We start from the raw sequence: 18813 nt of genomic DNA, 5'->3' as shown, positions 1-18813 counted from the left end.
TATTGAGGCTGCGCGTGCTGGCGAGCAGGGCCGCGGATTTGCTGTCGTTGCCGACGAAGTGCGCTCACTGGCAGGCAAGACGCAGGCATCAACCAGTGAAATCATCACAATCATTGAACAGTTGCAAAATAGAGCCAAAGAAGCAGGCGAAGCAACCAAGCAGAGCTGCACTCTTATCCACGAATGTGTTGGACAATCACAAGATACGGGCAATGATATCGCTCAAATCGAACAGGAAGTTGGCCAGATCGCAACAATGAGCATGCAGATTGCCAGTGCCTGTAGCGAGCAGAACTCTGTCACTGAAGAACTCGGACGCAATGTCGAAAACATCAGCTTATCGTCGACAGAGGTGGCTTCAGGTACCGGGCAAACAGCTCAGGCCTGCGTAGAATTGAGCCAACTGGCTGTCAGCCTGCAAGATAATGTCGCTCGATTTAAACTAGCCTAAAACCTCTCCCGCCAGGTTCATTAAGTCATTGATTCAGTAACTAATGAACCTGGCATCCCCCTCCCCGTTTACCTGACTGATATTCAAGACTTGAATGACTGATTTTTCTTATTACGAATCGACATTCCGGCTTGCAGTCTGGTACTTGAGAACTACATTTAAACAGCAAGCCAAACAAGATGTAGACGGAGGCATAGCATGCCATTACGTATAGGAGATGAAGCCCCGGATTTCACTGCCGACACCACTGAAGGCTCCATCAGTTTTCATGATTGGATTGGAAGCAATTGGGTAATACTGTTTTCCCATCCCAAAGATTTTACTCCCGTTTGTACCACAGAGCTGGGGTATCTGGCCGGATTAAAGGCTGAGTTTGACAAGCGCAACTGCAAGCTTATTGGGCTGAGTATCGACTCTGTCAGTGACCATGCTGCCTGGGCAAAAGATATTGAAGAAACCCAGGGACACGCGCTGAACTATCCATTAATTGGTGATCCCGAACTCAACGTTGCCAAGCTCTACGATATGATCCACCCCAATGCCAGCGGAAATGCCAAAGAGAGAACAGCCGCCGACAATGCCACTATTCGTTCCGTTTTTGTCATCGGCCCTGACAAGCTGGTCAAACTCATCCTCACGTACCCGATGAGTACAGGACGAAATTTTGATGAAGTGTTGAGGGTGCTGGACTCCATTCAGCTAACCGCCAAACATAAGGTCGCCACACCAGTAAACTGGAAACAAGGCGAAGATGTCATTATCGTTCCTGCTGTCTCGGATGAGGAGGCCAAGCAAAAATTCCCAGATGGATGGGATGCGCCCAAACCCTATATCCGTATAGTTCCGCAGCCTAAATAGTTTCCCTATCCAGGTGGTTTCCATAACAAAGAAGCAAGAAACACATGCAGATACAGGCCAAAACAATGAAGCCTCATAATCATCTATGAGGCTTCTCTTGAGTCTGAAATTGTTACTTTGATTATGCTGGCACCATGTCACGATACCTTCTCACTAACCGATACTCGGCAACCGAAGAAAGAAGAAACATCATCAAGTACCCCAAGCCAAGAGCGACGATAATCGCCACCACATTGGTGGTAAATAGCGACAGCAAGTAAAACGCACCAACCAAAGTAATGATCCCGCTCAGTCGGATAAATAAACTTTGAGTGAAGTTACCGTGTGCCTTGATATAGGCAAGCTGATAGGCATTGAGCATCATGAAAATAAAAAAGATAGAGAAATGGAACAACACCGGCACAGCGCTTTTGTATTCTGCCGGGAATACCCATAATACAATATGCTCTCCCCACAGAAACATAGTGACAAAAAACACGGCAGAGACAAGACCGGCGACCTTGAAGACCCAGCGTCGAATGGCTTTGATTTGATCATGTTGCCCCTTGCGGACGCAAACAGCCAGCTCCGGCAATACAAAACGGTATATCGGGAACACAAACAGCATCGTCATATAGGTAAAGACCGGACGGACAATAACCTGAAAATCACCTAACTCGTCAATGCTAAAATAGCTGATAGTCAGCAATACGGTGATATATATCATCAAGATACTTGCCCCGGCTTCCAGCGAAGCCGTAAAACTTTTTTTCACGTAACTAATGAGCGCCGGATCAAGGTGTACCGTTGCCAATGGCCGGGTCGCGATCTCTTTTCGGCGGCGAATATACATAAATGCTGCTATCCCCAACGAAGAGAGACTCATGCTATAGAACAAAGACGACAGCGCTTCCAGTCGGAGTGCGTAATAGCAAAGCAAGAACAAAGCAACGTTGCCTACAGGTTCAAGCCAGGTCACCTTGTTAGAAATACTGTAGAGGCGATACATGGCGACCAGGTTGGTAAAGTAAACCTTAAGCCCCATGCTGAAAATGACCCCGACTAACTCCAGATACCCAACATCAATATGCAGCTCATGCTTGATATATGGAATCACCAGCCCCCAGGTGATCAGTACCATGACAATCAGGCTAAACCGGAAAATATTAATAATATCGCGGTCATTCTGAGTCTGGCTGTAGCTCACTACCATTGACGAGCGAAAACCTGTCATCAGGATCAAGGACAGTGAAATAATGTCGACAACACTGTTATACAGTGCCAAATCCCCTTTCGGTACCCACTGTGCCAACCAGATTTTGAACAAGAAACTGACTGAAATACTGGCAAGTGTTGCCCAGATACCGGTAATAAATGCTTTTTTGAGTCGTGACAATGCATCTTCTTGATGAAGACTCTGCGCTGATAGATTTTCCATAACACTGATAACTTGGGCGACGATGAGAGCATGTTACTCCAATAATGCAGCCAAATCCCTCAGCAGTGGCAACAAAACTGAAAAATAAGCATTCTCATTTGAATGCATAAATAAAAGGAGCCAGTTTTCCCACCTCTTTGAAGAAAATATCAGCAACATGGCTATACTTATCAACTGGTACGATCTGTATGCAACTCAAATTATCTACTTTGCCCCTTGCAAAGTAGGTAACGACAACGGAGATAACTGGCATGACGGAATCAGTAGTACGCAACAACCAGCAAGAAATAAGATCACTGGGTGATCTTCCTCAGCCCAAAGGCTGGCCGGTACTCGGTAACTTCCTGCAAGTAAAAAATACGACTCTCCACCAGCAACTGGAAAAATGGGCGGCAGACTATGACGATACTTACAAAGTCAATCTTGCTGGCATGATCTTCGTCGTTATCTCTGATCCTGTGATTATAAAAGACATCTTACGCCGACGGCCAAAGGCATTTAACCGTACAGCCAACCTGGAACGCGTGTTCAAAGAGTTAGGTATCCACGGGGTGCTCTCTGCCAATGGTGAGGACTGGAAGCGACAACGCAGACTCATCATGCCTGCCTTTAGCAAGAAAAGCCTGGCTTCGTTCTTCCCGTTACTGGAACAGACTACCGAGCGACTCAGACGCAGACTACTACACAGCTGTAATCAGTCGACGGCTCTCGATATCCACGATGATCTCCGTCGATTTACCGTTGATATCACCACAACGTTGGTTTTTGGGCATGACACTCGCCTACTGGAGAAAGACGAAGACGGATTACAAACACACCTTGAAGTGATCTTTCCGCAACTAAACAGCCGCACCAAAATGCCCTTTCCTTACTGGCAGTACATCAAGCTCAAAAAAGACCGGCAGTTAGATCAGGCATTGGTCGAAGTCGAAAAATACGCGCTGGAAATAGTAGAACAAACACGTGAAGAGCTGCACCAAAGGCCCGAATTAGCAGAATCACCAGAGACCATATTGCAAGCAATGGTCTCCGCCTCTAACGATGACGATAATCGCCTGAACAATGAAGAATTGTTTGCCAACATTCTGACCCTGCTTCTGGCGGGTGAGGACACAACCTCCAACCTTATAGCCTGGATGTTGTATTTTATCCGCCAGATGCCGGAGGTTCAGCGTGAAATCGCTGCAGAAGCTGACAAGGTTATAGCTACTAATGGCGGTACACTGTGTGTGGAAGGGTTGGAAGATCTAAAATACCTAGAAGCCGTTGCACGGGAGACATTACGGTTAAAATCCACCGCTCCCATGATTTCCGCCGAAACGGCAAGCGAGCAAACCCTGCTCGACGGCACCCAGTTGCCCGCAGGAACCAGCATGTTCTTGCTGACGCGGCTCGGAGGGCTAAATGAATCCCTATTTCCTGATGCCAAACAGTTCCAACCAGAACGCTGGCTTGAAGACTCACTCAGCCATGAAGCCTGCCCGCACAGAGCCACCAGCCATTTTCCATTTGGCGGCGGAGCGCGCCACTGCCCCGGTGAATCATTGGCCTTCATGGAAGCCAAAATGGTCGTAGCCATGCTATGTAGACACTTTACTATTACCAAGCCGAGTAACTCACCCGCTGTAGAAGAGGAATTTGCCATTACTATGCGGCCAGCAAACCTTCAGGTTTGTTTACAGCCAAAGCAGTAACGATGACCATAACTCTTTAATACATTTACCAATCAGGCAGCTCGACAGTATGTCTACAGCTGCCGGTTTTTCTCGGTGTCATTTCTCGATGTCATTTCTCGATGTCAGAAGTATCGAACTGAAGCTCACATAAACGCTGATACAGCGTAGACTCTTCAAGCAATTGCGAATGAGTCCCTCGGGCAACTATACGGCCTTGATCCAATAGCACGATAATATCAGCATGAATAACGGTCGAAAGACGATGCGCAATGATCAGCGTTGTCCTATTTTCCATCAGCTCATTCAGGGCAGCCTGAACATGAAACTCACTCTCGGCATCCAGAGCACTTGTCGCTTCGTCCAGCAGCAAGATATCCGGATCCTTCAAAATAGCCCGGGCAAGGGCTACACGTTGTTTCTGCCCACCAGATAAACGTACTCCTTGCTCGCCAAGATAACTTTTGTACCCCTCAGGCAACTCAAGAATAAAGTCATGGGCATGGGCTCGCTTGGCGGCCAAAATAACCTCGTCGTCCGAGGCATCTGGACGACCATAGCGGATGTTGTGCCATACATCTGCGCTGAACATGATTGGCTGCTGCGGCACCATTCCCATCTGCTGACGGAGTGCCTGAGGCTCGAGCTTGTGGATCGGCGCTCCTTTGAGTCGTATCTCACCTGAAGACGGATCATAAAAGCGTTGTAGTAACTCAAACAACGTCGTTTTTCCGGCTCCCGAAGGACCAACCAATGCAACCACCTGTCCTTTTCTTATCGACAGGGTTATTTCGGATAAAGCTGCACTGTTCAGGCGCGACGGATAGCTGAAGTTTACCGCATCAAAGGCAATCACAGTCTCTGCCGAAGAGTCGACTTTCACCACTTGTTGTGGTGCCTGTATGGCACTTTCAACTGCCAGCAACTCAAATAATCGCTCGGCCGATCCCGAGGCGCGCTGTAACTCACCATAAACTTCAGAAATCGTTGCCACTGACATCGCAACCATCACCGCATAAAATACGAAAGCAGCCAGTTCACCTTCGCTGATCCTTCCTGCCAGCACGTCCATACCGCCGACCCACAGCATGATGCTGATAGCACCAAATGCCAAAAAGATAACCGCCGCGATAAGTACAGCGCGCTGCTGTACACGCTGTCGTGCAACTGAAAAGGCATTTTCAACCTCGGCACCAAACGCTTTCTTTTCCTGGCTCTCCCGGGTGTAACTCTGAACCACTTTGATATTCTGGATGATCTCCCCGGCGTAGGTACCAACATCGGCAATACTGTCCTGACTTTCTCTTGCCAGACGACGAACCTTGCGTCCGTAATAGAGCATCGGCAGAAGCACCACAGGCACGCAGCCCACCACCATTAGTGTCAGTTTCAAGTTGGTAAGTACCAACATCAGCAAGCCGCCTACCAGCATCAGGAGACTGCGCAGCGCCATCGAGAAAGACGAACCGATAATTGACTGCAATAATGTGGTATCAGTCGTTAGCCGAGACATGATCTCGCCGCTGCGGTTCTCTTCAAAATAACTCGGATGCAAAGCGAGCAAACGATCAAAAACTGCCTTGCGAATATCGGCGCAAACTCGCTCTCCCAGCCAGGACATCAGATAGAAGCGAGTAAAAGTACCGACGGCCAAAATGCTGATCATTACCACCATCACACCAATGGCGTGACTGAGTTGCTCTTTGGAGCCCGCCATAAAGCCATTATCGATGATCATCTTCACCCCCTGCCCTATCGACAGGCTAACTACGGCGGTAACCAACAAGGCCAGCAGCGCAGCGGCTACCATGGTTTTATAAGGCTTCACGAACCTGAGTATTGACAGTAGTGGATTCAGTGCTTTTATTTGTTGGGTGCTATCGCTCTTGTCGTGGGACATAACCTACCGAGATAATGGGTGTCAGGGATAAGGATAATACGCCGGAAAGGAGGGATTAGAAAAGAAGTGTTTGGTCAATGTATTATGCGCGATACCCAGGCAGCTTCCGTGCTGCTGGCGTTAATATAGAAGGGTTAACTATCAAATGGCTTTACATCACCCGGTTTTCTAAGCATTTTATCCACCTCATCAAGGTGAAGCTCTTCCTGGGCAATCATCTCCCTCGCGTATTCTTCCAATAACACCGACTTTCCTTCAGCCAGATGCAACAACTTATAATAAAGAGCCAAAGCCGCTTTCTCATGATCCAAGCTCTCCCGGAGAATATCGCCAATATCGTGCTTTCGGGTTTCGAGCAAAGAGCCGACCTTCAACGATGGATGTCCGCCGAGCAAGGTTACCATTTCGCCAGCTCTATGGGCGTGGACAAGGCCTTCATTGGCATTACCTTTCAACCAGGAGACAATCGGAATCCGGTTATAGCCAAACACCATCAGGGAATAGTGGGTGTAGCGAACCACACCGGCCAATTCTACTTCCATGATATTATTCAACAAATCTATTACTTGTTGTTTTTCACTGTCATTCATCATGAATCCTTACCTGTCTGCAACAAGGCACCAGCGTGCGATTCGTAGCTACCGCCTAGAGTGAAAGTAATCAGTACAATTTTAGTAGAGAAAACGCGGCAAGGTATGACGCAATAAGGTTTCCTTTTCTGTGCTTCAACTAATGTATCAAGCACTTATACTCTTAGGTATCTGCTTTTCGTACAAGTTGTCCATTAGCTTGTGGTATCGCTTTTCTTCGCTTTCCAATAACCGGTAAAACGACTGCAGCTCATGGTTAATGTGAACATCACTGCCAAACGTCGCATCCCGTTGATACACTCTCCTTATGATCTGAGCGTTGATATTCCTGTTTTTCGGCAATGCGTGGTTATACGTCTCTATGGCATCAACTCTATTGAGGACCTTCTTAATATCAGGTTTATTTTTCAGGTAATTATGCTGGGCAAAGCCATTGATATGAGGGATTGAGAGATAGCACGGCCTGCCTGCGAGCGCGTCTAGATAGTAATCAATGTTTTTATTTGTTCGTGTAATTCTGTAAAGGTGCTTGTTCCTTTCGACTTCGTGACAATAAAAGTCCTCAAGTTGAGTGATCTCTTTGAAATAAATGAGAAGATCAAAACCATCTTCACACCCTATTTCGATACCGGGTACATTGTTAATGCCGAGATCACATGCAGCGATACTCCCCCTAATATCGTTATGATCGGTTATAGCGATAAGATGCTTTTTCCCCTTGAGCAACTCAAGCAGAAACGGCAGGGTAGTAAAGCGCCCCGAAGCCGTCGTCCTTAAATGAAAGTCGAGATAAATAAATTCATCCCGAAGCTTAAAGTCATAAAAGTCTGAAAAAAAGTCAGACATTTTGTCAAACTCGATCATAACAACCTCCCTATTAAAGATAGGAGAAATTGCGTGGGTTTAATAAGCAACCTTGCAGTCATTCCCTCAGTCATCCGGCCTATACAGCTGGATTTCAGAAGTAAACTCAGAAACAAGCGCCATTGGTTATTATACTTAGCGATACAACAACAATGACAGGTGATCCAATGCTATGAAAGGTATTTCATCAAAGGCTAACCCGCGCAGCAAGGAGGCAACCCCGACCCAAGCGACAAAACTTACCGCAGCCGAGCTTTTTCATCCCTGCGATCCAAATCAGTTTGATTTTGATACAACTGATGACATCAACCAGAGTAGCCCCCCTCTCGGACTAGATCGCGCAATAGATGCAATCAAACTGGGCGTAGGAGTCCAGTCGGCTGGTTTTAATATCTTCTTGATGGGCTCTACCGGACTTGGCAAACATGCCATTGCACAACAGCTCCTGCTTCAGCATCGAGATCCAGACAAACAGCTTTTTGACTGGTGTTATGTCAATAATTTCAGAGACGGAAACAAGCCTATCGCACTTCAGTTACCTGCGGGAATGGGAAAAAGACTGAAATTTGAAATACATGAGCTCATCGAGGCATTAAAAAAAACGGTTCCGACATTATTGCAAAATGAAGACTACGTCCAACATGCGGACCGATTGCAGAACGAACTTAACGAAAAGGAGATAGCTGCCTTTCAATCAATAGAGGAAAAAGCCAAGGCTCAAAACTGCATCTTGAAGCGCTCACAAAACGGCTACCTTATTCACCCAATCAAAAAGGACAAAGTGCTCAGTAAAGAAGAATTCGACAAGCTGCCAGACCAAGAGAAAGCAGTTATAGACAAATCAATTGAAGAGCTACGCCTCTTGCTGGTTAACCTTCTAAAACAGGTCCCTCATTGGGATCAGGAAATGAAGGAGAAGAAAAACAAACTAGAACGTGATTATATGTTGATAACAGTTGACTACCTTATTGGCCAGCTACCAGAAGAGTTGCTAGCCATCGACTCCGTTAGCCGCTATATAGAAAATCTAAAAAGACACGTTCTCGACAATATCTCCCTCTTTAACGGCAGCCTTGAAACCGAAATCAACGAGTACACAGGTCAAAAACTCAGCTTTAGCCCTTACACCGTTTACGAAGTCAACATCATCGTTGATAACAGTGATATTGACGCATCACCCGTGATTTATGAGGACAATCCAACTTACGCGAACTTAATTGGCAGTATTGAACACAAAGGCGAGCTGGGCACTTTTGTCACAAACTTCACCTTAATTAAACCGGGTGCCTTTCACCGCGCCAACAGCGGATTTTTAGTTATTGATGTTATTCAATTACTCAACAAGCCTTTCGTCTGGGATGTATTTAAACGTACCTTGCTGTCAAACCAGATCAGACTCCAGCCTCTTGAACAGCTTCTTAGCGTCAATAGTATTGCCAGCCTTGAACCCGACAGCATTCCTCTTGATGTCAAAATTATCCTCATCGGCGATCGCATGATGTACTACATGCTCAAACAATACGATCCCGAATTCAGCCTGCTTTTTAAGGTTCAGGCTGACTGCTCAGAAGAAATCAACCGCACAGAGGTGTCATGCTTGCACTATTCGCAGCTTATCGGGCAGTTGCAGTCTGACGCAAAGGCACGCCCGCTTGATCGAACTGCCGTGGCAAGGCTCATTGAATTTGCAGCTCGGCAAGCAGAAGACGGCGAAAAGCTTACTCTCCACCGGGGCAATATCAGCGCAATTATACTCGAAGCAGATTTCCTGGCCAGGCAACATGAGCAGGCCGTCATCACAGACAATTTGATTCAGCAAGCCATTGAGGCAAAGCAGTTTAGAAGCGGTTACCTGAAAGAGTGCATCACCGATAATATCCAGCGCGGTATTAACCAAATCGATACTCAGGGTAGCAAAATTGGCCAGGTCAACGGGCTTTCAATTATTAGTGTTGATGAAAATATGTTCGGCCGCCCCTGCCGTATTACTGCAGTGGTTCATCTCGGGCAAAGCAATGTTGTCAATATTGAGCGCGAAGTGGATATGAGCGGTCCGAGCCACTCGAAAGGTGTCATGATCCTAACGGCCTATCTGCGCGAGCAATACGAGCAAAAGCAACCCCTGTCCTTCTCGGCCACCCTCACTTTCGAGCAATCCTACGGAATGATAGATGGCGATAGTGCCTCTGCCGCGGAGCTCTGTGCTTTGTTGTCTGCAATTTCGCAAATCCCGATAAAGCAAAACATAGCCGTCACTGGTGCTATTGATCAGCATGGAAATCTCGAAGCCATTGGCGGGGTCAACGAGAAAATCGAAGGCTTCTTTGATATTTGCAATCTTAAAGGATTAACCGGCGAACAAGGCGTCATCATCCCTAGAACAAACCTTGCTCATTTAATGGTTAACGAAAGCGTTCGCCACTCTGTTCAAAACGGCACCTTCCATATTTGGGTTGCAGATCATGTTGATCAAGTGATGAATCTCCTCACCGAGGTTGCGATGGGAAAAATAAATACCAAGAATCAGTACCCCGCCAATAGTATCAATGCCGCAATCATCACCCGTATTAAACAGATGAATAAAGCGCTTAATAACTCTGGTAGCTCAAAGCCTCCCAAAAGAGGATAGTTTTAGTTCTCTGAATTACCTCAGGCTGGCATTATTACTGTGACAGCTTGTAGGAGATAACATACAGCTGCTCAATGCCCGGGTAGATCTCCTGGATAACGTCCTTCAGGACCGGCAGAGACATATTCTCTTGTTGCGCATGAAAATCAGAGAGATCATCAAACAGAATTGGCTCAACCGACAAGATTTCCAGGCAGCAAAACTCTCGCCCCTCTTCCAATGTAGACACACGGACAACCGTTCCCGGGACATAGTTGTTTTCCGATTCATCTCGGATTGTAATTGTCTTTTTGCCAGCCAAGATGTCGGTTTCAAAACGTTCAAAGAACGTCATTGTTGTTGGTGTTGTCATAATTATTCTTCTAATCAATTATCAAAGGGCGGCCATTGTACCCAAGTCACTAGCAAGTAATAGAAAATATCATCAAGAATACCTCAACAGTCACACAACAACTTAGTTCAGCCAGCCAACATCATTAACAGTCTTTAATTTATACCCATAAAGCATTAACACACCCACACATCCTGTTAATTTGTTTCGTATATAATCCTATTTCAGCTTTTTTAATACCTTTTCATCGATAACTATTCATTTCCTAAAACACGATGAAGCCGCAGCCTCAACAAGAACAGCTGAATCACAATAACCATATAATATTAAAGGATATTTCGTGTTTAAAACAATTCGAACACGTATTGCCATTAGCGCTGGTATTGCTATGGCATTTACACTACTTATTGCAATGGGAATGACAACGACGGCATTTACCAACGTTAACCAGCAAGTGAGCGAAAAGGTTACTGTCCAACTGAGTGATGCCACCAACCTTAATTTGAAAGCAACCGCTTCTGAGCAGGGAAAAACCATCGCCAACAAACTGTTTCCTGTTCTTGCCAACCTCAACCAGATACGCTCGATTATTGAATTAAGTGGCGAGAACGGGGCTGGCGCCCAAACCATAGTGAAGCAGTTTATTGCAGCCCTGGAAGCCCAGGACCGCGCCGTATTTGCCGGCTACATGGTATGGGAACAGAAAACCTGGCCTGCAAGCTCCGAGCTGGAAGCGTCGGCAGCAATCAATAGTAAAGGCTACCTTGCCCCATTCTTCTCGCCGAACAGCAGCAACAGTTTTGATCCTGTTGCCATGGAAAGCTTTAGCAATACAAAGCTAAACAGTAATGGCGAACGCACTGACGACTGGCACCTGATGCCGTACGAAACGGGCCAAACTTTTGTAATGGAACCTTATATGTACCCGGTTCGTGGCAAAGAAGAGCTGATCACGACAATTAGCCAGCCAATCAAAGTCGGCGGTCAAATCATCGGCTCGCTGGGCTTTGACCTCTCACTGGCCGAACTTCAGGGCCAAAGCGAAAACCTTGCCCGTGATTTATTCAATGGTGAAGGCAATATCATCATCACATCCTGGAAAGGGGCGGTATTGGCTAACAGTGGTACGCCATCTCAGGTTGGCAATAAGGTCGCCAGCGAGCTGTCATCACAATGGTCACATATTCAGGCTCTCGCTCGCCAAGAAGGGATCGATCGTATAACCATCGGTGCCGAAGAATATGCCATTACCTCTGTCGATACTTCAGGCGCACCGTGGATCGTGATGGTCTCGGTACCGGGTAGCAAGTTAGTTCAAAGCATTTCTGCTTTTGAAAGCTGGATTGGCAGCCAAAATGACCAGGCTATTCAGAAAGGTATTGTTGCCGGGCTGATTGCTGCAGCTCTTGGTATCGCCACAATCGCCTTCATTGCCAACTCTCTTGGCAAAGTACTGTCAAACCTTGTTGAGCGATTCAAGGATGTCGCACACGGTGATGGTGATCTGACTTACCGACTAGATGTAAAAGGGCAAGATGAAACAGCCCAGCTTGCCCATTGGTTCAACACCTTTCTCATTCGCCTGCAAGATACACTCTGCTCAGTAAAACAAACGGCAGATCAGGTTGGTTGCAACGCACAGGAAGGAAAAGCAAAAGCTGAAGACTCCAAAGAAAAGCTGAATGCTCAAGTTAATGAAGTGAACTCTCTGGCAGCGGCAATCAACCAAATGACGGCATCGGCGCAGGAAGTTGCCGGCTCTGCTGTTCAGGCAGCCGCAGCAGCAAGTCAGGTGCAGTCCAACAGCCTCAGCGGCATGGGCCAAATGGACAACACAGCAACAGCCGTCAGCGAATTAGCCGGTCGCATCAATGATGCCCAAGAGCAAATTCAGAACCTTGCCCAGTCAAGTGCCGCGATCCAGGGCTTGCTATCTGAGATCGGCGGTATTGCAGATCAAACGAACCTACTAGCACTCAATGCTGCCATCGAAGCAGCCCGAGCAGGTGAGGCCGGTAGAGGATTTGCGGTTGTTGCCGATGAGGTACGTAACCTGGCGACCAGAACGCAAACGTCGACAGAAGAAATCCGGGCTATGCTGGGCCGCCTGGAACAAGACACTCAGTCCATTATGGTATCTATGCAAGAAAGCCAGCAACAGGCAGTGGACACCAAAGAGGAAACACAGGCCGCTCAGCATGCCCTTGCTGAAATCAATGAAGCCATCGAAGTGATCAATGACATGAACAATCAGATTGCCTCAGCCGCTGAAGAACAAAGTGCAGTAGCAGAAGAGATCAATCGCAATGTGGTTATTATCAACGATACGGCAACAGACGTCATGGATAGCATGACTTCCTCTCTGATCACCAGTGAAGGGCTTGCAGAAAGCGCAACTGATCTTCACAAAGAACTGGGCAAGTTTAAAACCTAAACAATAAAGCTCTCGTTTATCTTTGCTATCCCAGCGGCCAGATATTTATACCTGGCCGCTTTATTATTTCACAACTGTCACCAGCTCCTTCTTAAATACTGTGAAATCTGGCGTTTAAAAAAAGTGATCTTTGAACATTTTTTTCGTTATTTCTGCACATTTATTGCTTATTCGCTCTGTACACTTGCTCTTATCAAATCACGATTCGCCTAATATCACACGATTCTCAGCTATTCCAGGAGCATGTTATGAAGAAAGTTTTTCTGTTAGCCTTCGCTATCAGCTCCCTTTTCTCCGGTATGACCACCAGCTTTGCCTCGACAGAGCCAAGTTTGTCGATAGCCTCGTCGCTCTCCTACCCCATCGTCGATACCAACTCTTCTCAATGTTTCGGCTTAATCAATAAAAGAAAAAGCTGCCCGACAGCCAATAGCAAAACCTTCGGACAAGATGCGCAATACCAAGGGTTTGCCCCAAGCTATACCAACAATCATGACGGAACTGTGTCTGATAATGTCACCCGGCTTATGTGGGCACAAAGTACCGATATAAACAAAGACGGCAAGATCAGCTATATCGATAAAATGACATACAGCGAAGCCATTTCATACGCCAGACAAGCACGTATCGGCGGCTATACCGATTGGCGGATACCGACTATCAAAGAGCTCTACTCGCTCATCCTGTTCGACGGCCAGGACCCAAGCGGGGTCAAAAGCGCCAGCGGTGCTGTTTCAATGGTGCCGTTTATTGATGCGTCGGTATTTGGGTTTGCATCAGGTGATACCAACGCCGGGGAGCGTCTCATCGACAGCCAGTATGTCAGCAGTACAAAATATGTTTCTACCACAATGAACGGTGAAGATACGGTATTCGGCGTCAATTTTATCGATGGCAGAATCAAAGGTTATGGCACCCGCACGCCCCGTGGCGACAAGACCTTCTATGTCCTGCTGGTACGGGGCAACACCAACTACGGCACCAACCACTTTACCGACAACAACAATGGCACCGTATCAGATAGCGCAACAGGCTTGACCTGGCAAAAGTCAGATAGCCGAAATGCCATGAACTGGCCAAGTGCGCTAGCCTACTGCGAACAACTAAACCTTGCAGGACATGGGAACTGGCGTTTACCCAATGCCAAAGAGCTGCAGTCACTCGTTGACTACACCCGCTCACCGGACACCAGTCGCAGCGCTGCGATTAATAGTATCTTCAGTACCTCACCGATTGTGAGTGAAGCTGGCCAAACTGATTATGCCAATTACTGGAGCAGTACCACCCATACCAATGCCCGGGGCAAAGGAAATGGCGTCTACATCGCGTTCGGGCGTTCAATGGGATATATGCATGGCCGATGGCTCGATGTTCATGGCGCAGGTGCGCAGCGTAGTGATCCTAAAACAGGTGATGCCAACCAATACCCTCAAGGAAAAGGACCACAAGGTGATGCTATTCGTATCGACAACTATGTACGCTGTGTGACCAGCGATGATACAAAATTTGTTCAACAGCCCAATAGCACGCAACGAATGCCGGTTACCTACGCCTTAAGCGACAACGAAACACCGACAAATATGCAGCGAGGAAAACCTGAGAAAAGACAGCATCGCCAACCACCCAAGGCTGCTATTGCAGCATGCGCAAGCAAAACCATACGTGACGATTGCCAAATGAATACACCCCATGGCCTCATGAATGGCCAATGTCAGTCCATCGAGCAAACCAAAGCTTGTGTACCAACCAAGCGGCCAATCTGAGCCGCTGTTCAATAATTGTTCGGCAGTGTCATAGTGAGATAGAACAGCATATTCAAATGATCACTGCCGCCAAATAAATCCCAATACCGTAGGCAGTATGAGCAGCCATACTACGCATACATACCGAGAACTGAGCGGGCATTTTGGATGCCGCAAACCCCATACCGAAAGCCGGTTGCATAATGAAATACGGGACTATTGTAGTCACGATCCCCGTCAATAGCGCTGCTCCAAACGTTGGCATCAGCACCCACTCTTCGCCCCAGAAAGCAATGTGCATGAAAGCAAATATAATACCGATGCCATAATGCAGTATCCAACCTATCGCCTTCTCTCCCCTAACCTTATCTGCACTGGCAATAGAATCATGTGTAAACTGGCCTTTTAGCATCAGTCCTGTCCAACGCCCGACGAGAGCATAATCAAGAGAAGGAAGCTTAAACAATTGCTTCTGTAATATGGCCCAGGCATCCATACACAATGTTGCACCGATACCAATCCACAGAGCGTTACTCCACAGCTCTTCACTCCACAAAAAGAAATTCATCTGACCCTCACCCTTAAGTTGTTAACTATTATTCCACCTGATAGAGTGGCGAAATCATACAACTTGAAGTCAACTTTAGGTCAAGCATGAAATACCTTGATATTGGTGAAGTCGCTAAAAAATCTGGGCTACAAGCCTCTGCACTACGTTATTACGAAAAGCTGGGATTAATTAGCTCGATTGGCAGAAAGGGACTCAGAAGACAATATAAACAAGACGTATTAGAAAAATTGACCCTAATTAACCTTGGGCGCAAAGCTGGATTATCTCTGGAAGAAGTCGCCAGCATGTTTTCATCTCAGGGTGACCTAGCCGTCGACCGTGACATGCTGACTCATAAAGCGAATGAGATTGACCAAACCATCAAAAAGCTGGAACTCGTCAGAGACAGCATGCGTCATGTTGCCATGTGTCCAGCCGAAAACCATTTAGACTGTCCTTCATTTCAAAAGCTCTTAACAGCTGTCAAACATTACCCTGATTTATGATAAAACCAACAGTACTGGTAAACAGTATGTTCAGAAATAACGGTGATTAGAGGAACGGTACTGACCAAGAACAGTCAGTACCGTTATTAGCTACAACTTTATTCAGTACGTTCAACAATATTAGGTACCAAGCCATTTGCTGCTTGATATAACTCACTTGTTGCTGTCATTGGTGTCTGTGTCTTATATATGTTTCTGGTCACTAGTAATCTATTCGGAAGTGAATACTTCTTAGCAATGTCTTTATCGTAAGCATCAGATCCTTTGTTCGGCAGTGAGTACTTTTGGGCTAATGTTGCGTTGTAACTGTTCAAAGGAAAACCGCAATAGACAATACGCCCTTCAAGGTAGGTTTCATCAAGATGCTCGTTGGCTCTGAAAGCATTCTGACGGCTACTCGGGTTCCGACAGCCAGATCTATCCAATGCATTAGATAAGCTTTTAACTCGAGAGCCGATAGACCAACCAGACGGCCCATCACACTTCCAGCCACCTTTCTTCATATTGCAATAGGCCACCGCTTCAACGCGAAGAAAATATGATGATTTCTTCTGCGCATCTTTACTCAAACTATTTATTGCATTAGCGCTGGACGGCACTGCTACTGCTTTAGTGCCAGTTGTCGCCAACTGAGTACTAGCAGAGCTTGATACTGAAACAGTTCGCTCGACAGCAGTTGACGTACTACGGTCACTGGCTCGCTGCTGTGTAGTTTGGCCTTTCTCTAGTCTCAACTTGTTAGCTTCAGAGCGTGCAACTCCGTTTTGATATTCCTGTTGAGCAACAGAGTTCTGTTTAGCGTACTTAGCTTTAATTTCAGCAATATCCTTATCTAACTGTAATTTGAGATCACGCTCTGAAGTGTCATACTTCAACGATTTTGTTGCATCATTCAGTTTACTTGCATCACCTTCAGAAAGTAGATTATACGTCCCGACGCCTAAAGCTGCTGCACTATCACTAGTAAGCCCTGCATCAGCCCCATAAGCTACTGCTGCAATTGCTCCGGCAAAAGCAAAAAAGCCGCTATAATCTGACTCTGATGACGCACTTTTAGCTCGAGCTCTAGCATTTTCCTTAGCTTTTACTATTGCTTTTTGCATCTTATCGCGAGCAATATCTTGCTCATTCAGTTCCGTTTTTAATCTTTGCTTAAGTTGAACTAGACGATCAGCGTCAGCTTTGTACAAACTGTTTCCCCAGCCTCCTTCGACCAAAGGCTTACCATGATGATAATCTTCCCTTGATAGCACCAACGTTTCACTTTGTCCTTTAAATGAAACTTCACCGATAAAAACGACATTAGCTTGATTAAAGGCCGGTATATAATCAAGATCACTTTCAAAGTAAGCCTTTAAGGTCCCCCTTGTGGGTACAGCGAAAAAGACACCTCGATACACCGCGCCAGTTAGCGAGGACTCATATTGGCCTTTATAAGGGAAGCTAAGCATGTTCTTTGAAAAAGGGTCGTAATAAGTCTGCCACTCCCCTTTAAAGGTATCTGTATATTGCTCATTATGTTTATAGCTGGCAGTACCTACTTTAATGTACCCCTTGGCATCCTTGCTCTGGGCAGTATAACTAACACTTGGTTCTTCCGGTGTTAGTTTTAAAACAGGTTCTTTAAATGCTGGCTTTAAGGTTGGCTGACTTGTTGTCTGGCAGCCAATTGTAATTACACAAAGCAAAACTACAGCCAACTGCTTGAGCAGGTGATTTTTCGAAATCATAATAATGTCAATGGTTATTAAGTTAATCAGTATAGTGGAATTTCACTGAAATCACCCACCTGCTGATTTCAGTGAAAAGGAGTTAGTTACAATCAGTCAAAAATGTTTTCAATCCATTCTGAAAACAAGTATCTCCCGTAGATGATTCCCAGAGTCCATGTGGCTTACCATTCTTATACCGAAATACCATAGATTGCTTATCATTATCGTAGTAGACCTCTTTCGCATTATTATTGTTATCTTTACGTACTAAACTCGTTGAAACTCTATTGAATACAGGCATGTATTCAAACTCTGCGAAATAGCCTGCTGTATACGAGGAGTACAAGAAGCTATAGCCATCAAAACCTTCATTGGAAAAATCTGTTCTTTTTAATTTAAGTTGATTGATATATTCCTGCGTTACAGGCTCAACCTTTATATCATTTTTTGTTACACCAATACTAATTTTCTTATTGTGCTCAGTTTTGAACACTCTAAATTCTTTATTAAGTATTGTATTTTCCGGTTGTTTAAAAGCAAGTACTGTATCAACTACGTAAGTCAATCCCGTCAAATCTAAATTGTTGTCAATTGCGTTGCACACTTCTCTATCAGCTAAAATTCGAGAGTACTCAATAGAAGTAAAGTCATGAGTATCGTTTTTAATCCGTTCATTATTAATGGCATCTAGAATCGATGTCTCTTGATTTATTTTGTTTTCTTCCTTCTTTTTTATACCAATAAATTCCCACCTACCAATATGCTCAGCTTGAAACTCGTAGACATCATCTCCTTCGATTTCTTTACAAACAACAAACTGCTGATTGTTGAATGGTATTTCATCTGTATCCAAAAACTGAGATAACAGCATTTTAAATGCTTGCTTGTCATTCTCTACATTAACATCAGAAAAACTAGGCATAGCCAAAGATTCTGGTGACTGGGTGTAAGAACTATCAAAGCTAGTGGAGCTACATGATGCTAAAACGAGTGGAAATAAAAGGGGAAACTTTTTCATTGAGCCAATAAATCCTTTGTAATTATTGGCGCTATATTACAAATATATAAGCCACTATGTAAGGCACTTAGGACAAATAAATACCACAAAAAAACAACAACACTCTAACAACCTGAAATAAAAGAATTTAGTAACTTG

General features: G+C 45.6%; 15 protein-coding genes. 7 read left to right on the top strand and 8 right to left on the bottom strand.

What is annotated here, in order from left to right:
• Both L4D19_RS23950 and L4D19_RS23945 read left to right on the top strand, forming a co-directional pair.
• A partial coding sequence (locus tag L4D19_RS23950) for a methyl-accepting chemotaxis protein (RefSeq protein WP_428454553.1) occupies positions 1-451 on the top strand: 451 nt, incomplete at its 5' end.
• A gap of 198 nt (positions 452-649) precedes the next feature.
• Positions 650-1309 (top strand): peroxiredoxin, encoded by a 660-nt coding sequence (locus L4D19_RS23945; protein WP_428454552.1) that lies wholly within the window; start codon positions 650-652, stop codon positions 1307-1309.
• Positions 1310-1430: 121 nt separating this feature from the next.
• Here L4D19_RS23945 and L4D19_RS23940 read toward each other — a convergent pair whose 3' ends face one another.
• Positions 1431-2726, bottom strand: a complete 1296-nt coding sequence (locus L4D19_RS23940; RefSeq protein ID WP_428454551.1) for a lipopolysaccharide biosynthesis protein — start codon at positions 2724-2726, stop codon at positions 1431-1433.
• Positions 2727-2977: 251 nt separating this feature from the next.
• Here L4D19_RS23940 and L4D19_RS23935 point away from each other — a divergent pair, with 251 nt between their 5' ends.
• Positions 2978-4420, top strand: coding sequence for a cytochrome P450 (locus L4D19_RS23935; RefSeq protein ID WP_428454550.1), 1443 nt, complete (start codon positions 2978-2980; stop codon positions 4418-4420).
• Positions 4421-4511: 91 nt separating this feature from the next.
• Here the strand turns inward: L4D19_RS23935 and L4D19_RS23930 are convergent, their stop codons facing one another.
• The 3 genes from L4D19_RS23930 to L4D19_RS23920 all read right to left on the bottom strand — a co-directional run bounded on the left by L4D19_RS23930 (position 4512) and on the right by L4D19_RS23920 (position 7753).
• The gene (locus L4D19_RS23930) at positions 4512-6299 is read right to left on the bottom strand and encodes an ABC transporter transmembrane domain-containing protein (protein ID WP_428454549.1); all 1788 of its coding nucleotides are present in this window, start codon (positions 6297-6299) and stop codon (positions 4512-4514) included.
• A 134-nt stretch (positions 6300-6433) separates the two neighbouring features.
• Positions 6434-6892, bottom strand: a complete 459-nt coding sequence (locus L4D19_RS23925; protein WP_428454548.1) for a ferritin-like domain-containing protein — start codon at positions 6890-6892, stop codon at positions 6434-6436.
• A gap of 144 nt (positions 6893-7036) precedes the next feature.
• Positions 7037-7753 (bottom strand): PHP domain-containing protein, encoded by a 717-nt coding sequence (locus L4D19_RS23920; RefSeq protein ID WP_428454547.1) that lies wholly within the window; start codon positions 7751-7753, stop codon positions 7037-7039.
• Between the two features lie 172 nt (positions 7754-7925).
• Here L4D19_RS23920 and L4D19_RS23915 point away from each other — a divergent pair, with 172 nt between their 5' ends.
• Positions 7926-10382, top strand: a complete 2457-nt coding sequence (locus tag L4D19_RS23915; RefSeq protein WP_428454546.1) for a Lon protease family protein — start codon at positions 7926-7928, stop codon at positions 10380-10382.
• 34 nt (positions 10383-10416) lie between these two features.
• Here the strand turns inward: L4D19_RS23915 and yqfB are convergent, their stop codons facing one another.
• On the bottom strand, positions 10417-10734 hold the full coding sequence (gene yqfB, locus L4D19_RS23910) for a N(4)-acetylcytidine aminohydrolase (RefSeq protein WP_428454545.1): 318 nt from the start codon (positions 10732-10734) through the stop codon (positions 10417-10419).
• 319 nt (positions 10735-11053) lie between these two features.
• On the opposite strand from yqfB, the gene L4D19_RS23905 reads away from it, so the two are divergent.
• Positions 11054-13147 (top strand): methyl-accepting chemotaxis protein, encoded by a 2094-nt coding sequence (locus tag L4D19_RS23905; RefSeq protein ID WP_428454544.1) that lies wholly within the window; start codon positions 11054-11056, stop codon positions 13145-13147.
• Positions 13148-13395: 248 nt separating this feature from the next.
• Complete coding sequence (locus L4D19_RS23900) at positions 13396-14910, top strand: Lcl C-terminal domain-containing protein (RefSeq protein ID WP_428454543.1); 1515 nt, start codon at positions 13396-13398, stop codon at positions 14908-14910.
• Positions 14911-14962: 52 nt separating this feature from the next.
• Here L4D19_RS23900 and L4D19_RS23895 read toward each other — a convergent pair whose 3' ends face one another.
• Entirely contained in the window at positions 14963-15457 is a 495-nt protein-coding gene (locus L4D19_RS23895; RefSeq protein WP_428454542.1) for a DUF2938 domain-containing protein, read from the bottom strand.
• Between the two features lie 86 nt (positions 15458-15543).
• Between L4D19_RS23895 and L4D19_RS23890 the strand changes: the two genes are divergently transcribed.
• Positions 15544-15945: a helix-turn-helix domain-containing protein gene (locus tag L4D19_RS23890; protein ID WP_428454541.1), complete on the top strand. Its 402-nt coding sequence runs from the start codon at positions 15544-15546 to the stop codon at positions 15943-15945.
• Between the two features lie 98 nt (positions 15946-16043).
• On the opposite strand, the gene L4D19_RS23885 is transcribed toward L4D19_RS23890, so the two are convergent.
• Positions 16044-17675: a hypothetical protein gene (locus L4D19_RS23885; protein ID WP_428454540.1), complete on the bottom strand. Its 1632-nt coding sequence runs from the start codon at positions 17673-17675 to the stop codon at positions 16044-16046.
• 82 nt (positions 17676-17757) lie between these two features.
• A complete protein-coding gene (locus L4D19_RS23880) occupies positions 17758-18675 on the bottom strand; it encodes a hypothetical protein (protein ID WP_428454539.1) in 918 nt (305 codons plus the stop codon).
• Positions 18676-18813: the final 138 nt, after the last annotated feature.

This window comes from Photobacterium kasasachensis, from assembly GCF_050336885.1.
Classification (GTDB): domain Bacteria; phylum Pseudomonadota; class Gammaproteobacteria; order Enterobacterales; family Vibrionaceae; genus Photobacterium; species Photobacterium kasasachensis.
The sequence above is the reverse complement of the archived record's forward strand: the minus strand, read 5'-3'. Positions and strand labels throughout refer to the sequence as shown.

Bases quoted from the DNA above. Each gene is read 5' to 3' on its own strand.
- L4D19_RS23885 (WP_428454540.1), bottom strand. From the start codon at position 17,675: ATGATTTCGAAAAATCACCTGCTCAAGCAGTTGGCTGTAGTTTTGCTT.
- L4D19_RS23900 (WP_428454543.1), top strand. From the start codon at position 13,396: ATGAAGAAAGTTTTTCTGTTAGCCTTCGCTATCAGCTCCCTTTTCTCC.
- L4D19_RS23935 (WP_428454550.1), top strand. From the start codon at position 2,978: ATGACGGAATCAGTAGTACGCAACAACCAGCAAGAAATAAGATCACTG.
- L4D19_RS23945 (WP_428454552.1), top strand. From the start codon at position 650: ATGCCATTACGTATAGGAGATGAAGCCCCGGATTTCACTGCCGACACC.
- L4D19_RS23915 (WP_428454546.1), top strand. From the start codon at position 7,926: ATGAAAGGTATTTCATCAAAGGCTAACCCGCGCAGCAAGGAGGCAACC.
- L4D19_RS23895 (WP_428454542.1), bottom strand. From the start codon at position 15,457: ATGAATTTCTTTTTGTGGAGTGAAGAGCTGTGGAGTAACGCTCTGTGG.
- yqfB (WP_428454545.1), bottom strand. From the start codon at position 10,734: ATGACAACACCAACAACAATGACGTTCTTTGAACGTTTTGAAACCGAC.
- L4D19_RS23920 (WP_428454547.1), bottom strand. From the start codon at position 7,753: ATGATCGAGTTTGACAAAATGTCTGACTTTTTTTCAGACTTTTATGAC.
- L4D19_RS23925 (WP_428454548.1), bottom strand. From the start codon at position 6,892: ATGATGAATGACAGTGAAAAACAACAAGTAATAGATTTGTTGAATAAT.
- L4D19_RS23880 (WP_428454539.1), bottom strand. From the start codon at position 18,675: ATGAAAAAGTTTCCCCTTTTATTTCCACTCGTTTTAGCATCATGTAGC.
- L4D19_RS23930 (WP_428454549.1), bottom strand. From the start codon at position 6,299: ATGTCCCACGACAAGAGCGATAGCACCCAACAAATAAAAGCACTGAAT.
- L4D19_RS23940 (WP_428454551.1), bottom strand. From the start codon at position 2,726: ATGGAAAATCTATCAGCGCAGAGTCTTCATCAAGAAGATGCATTGTCA.
- L4D19_RS23890 (WP_428454541.1), top strand. From the start codon at position 15,544: ATGAAATACCTTGATATTGGTGAAGTCGCTAAAAAATCTGGGCTACAA.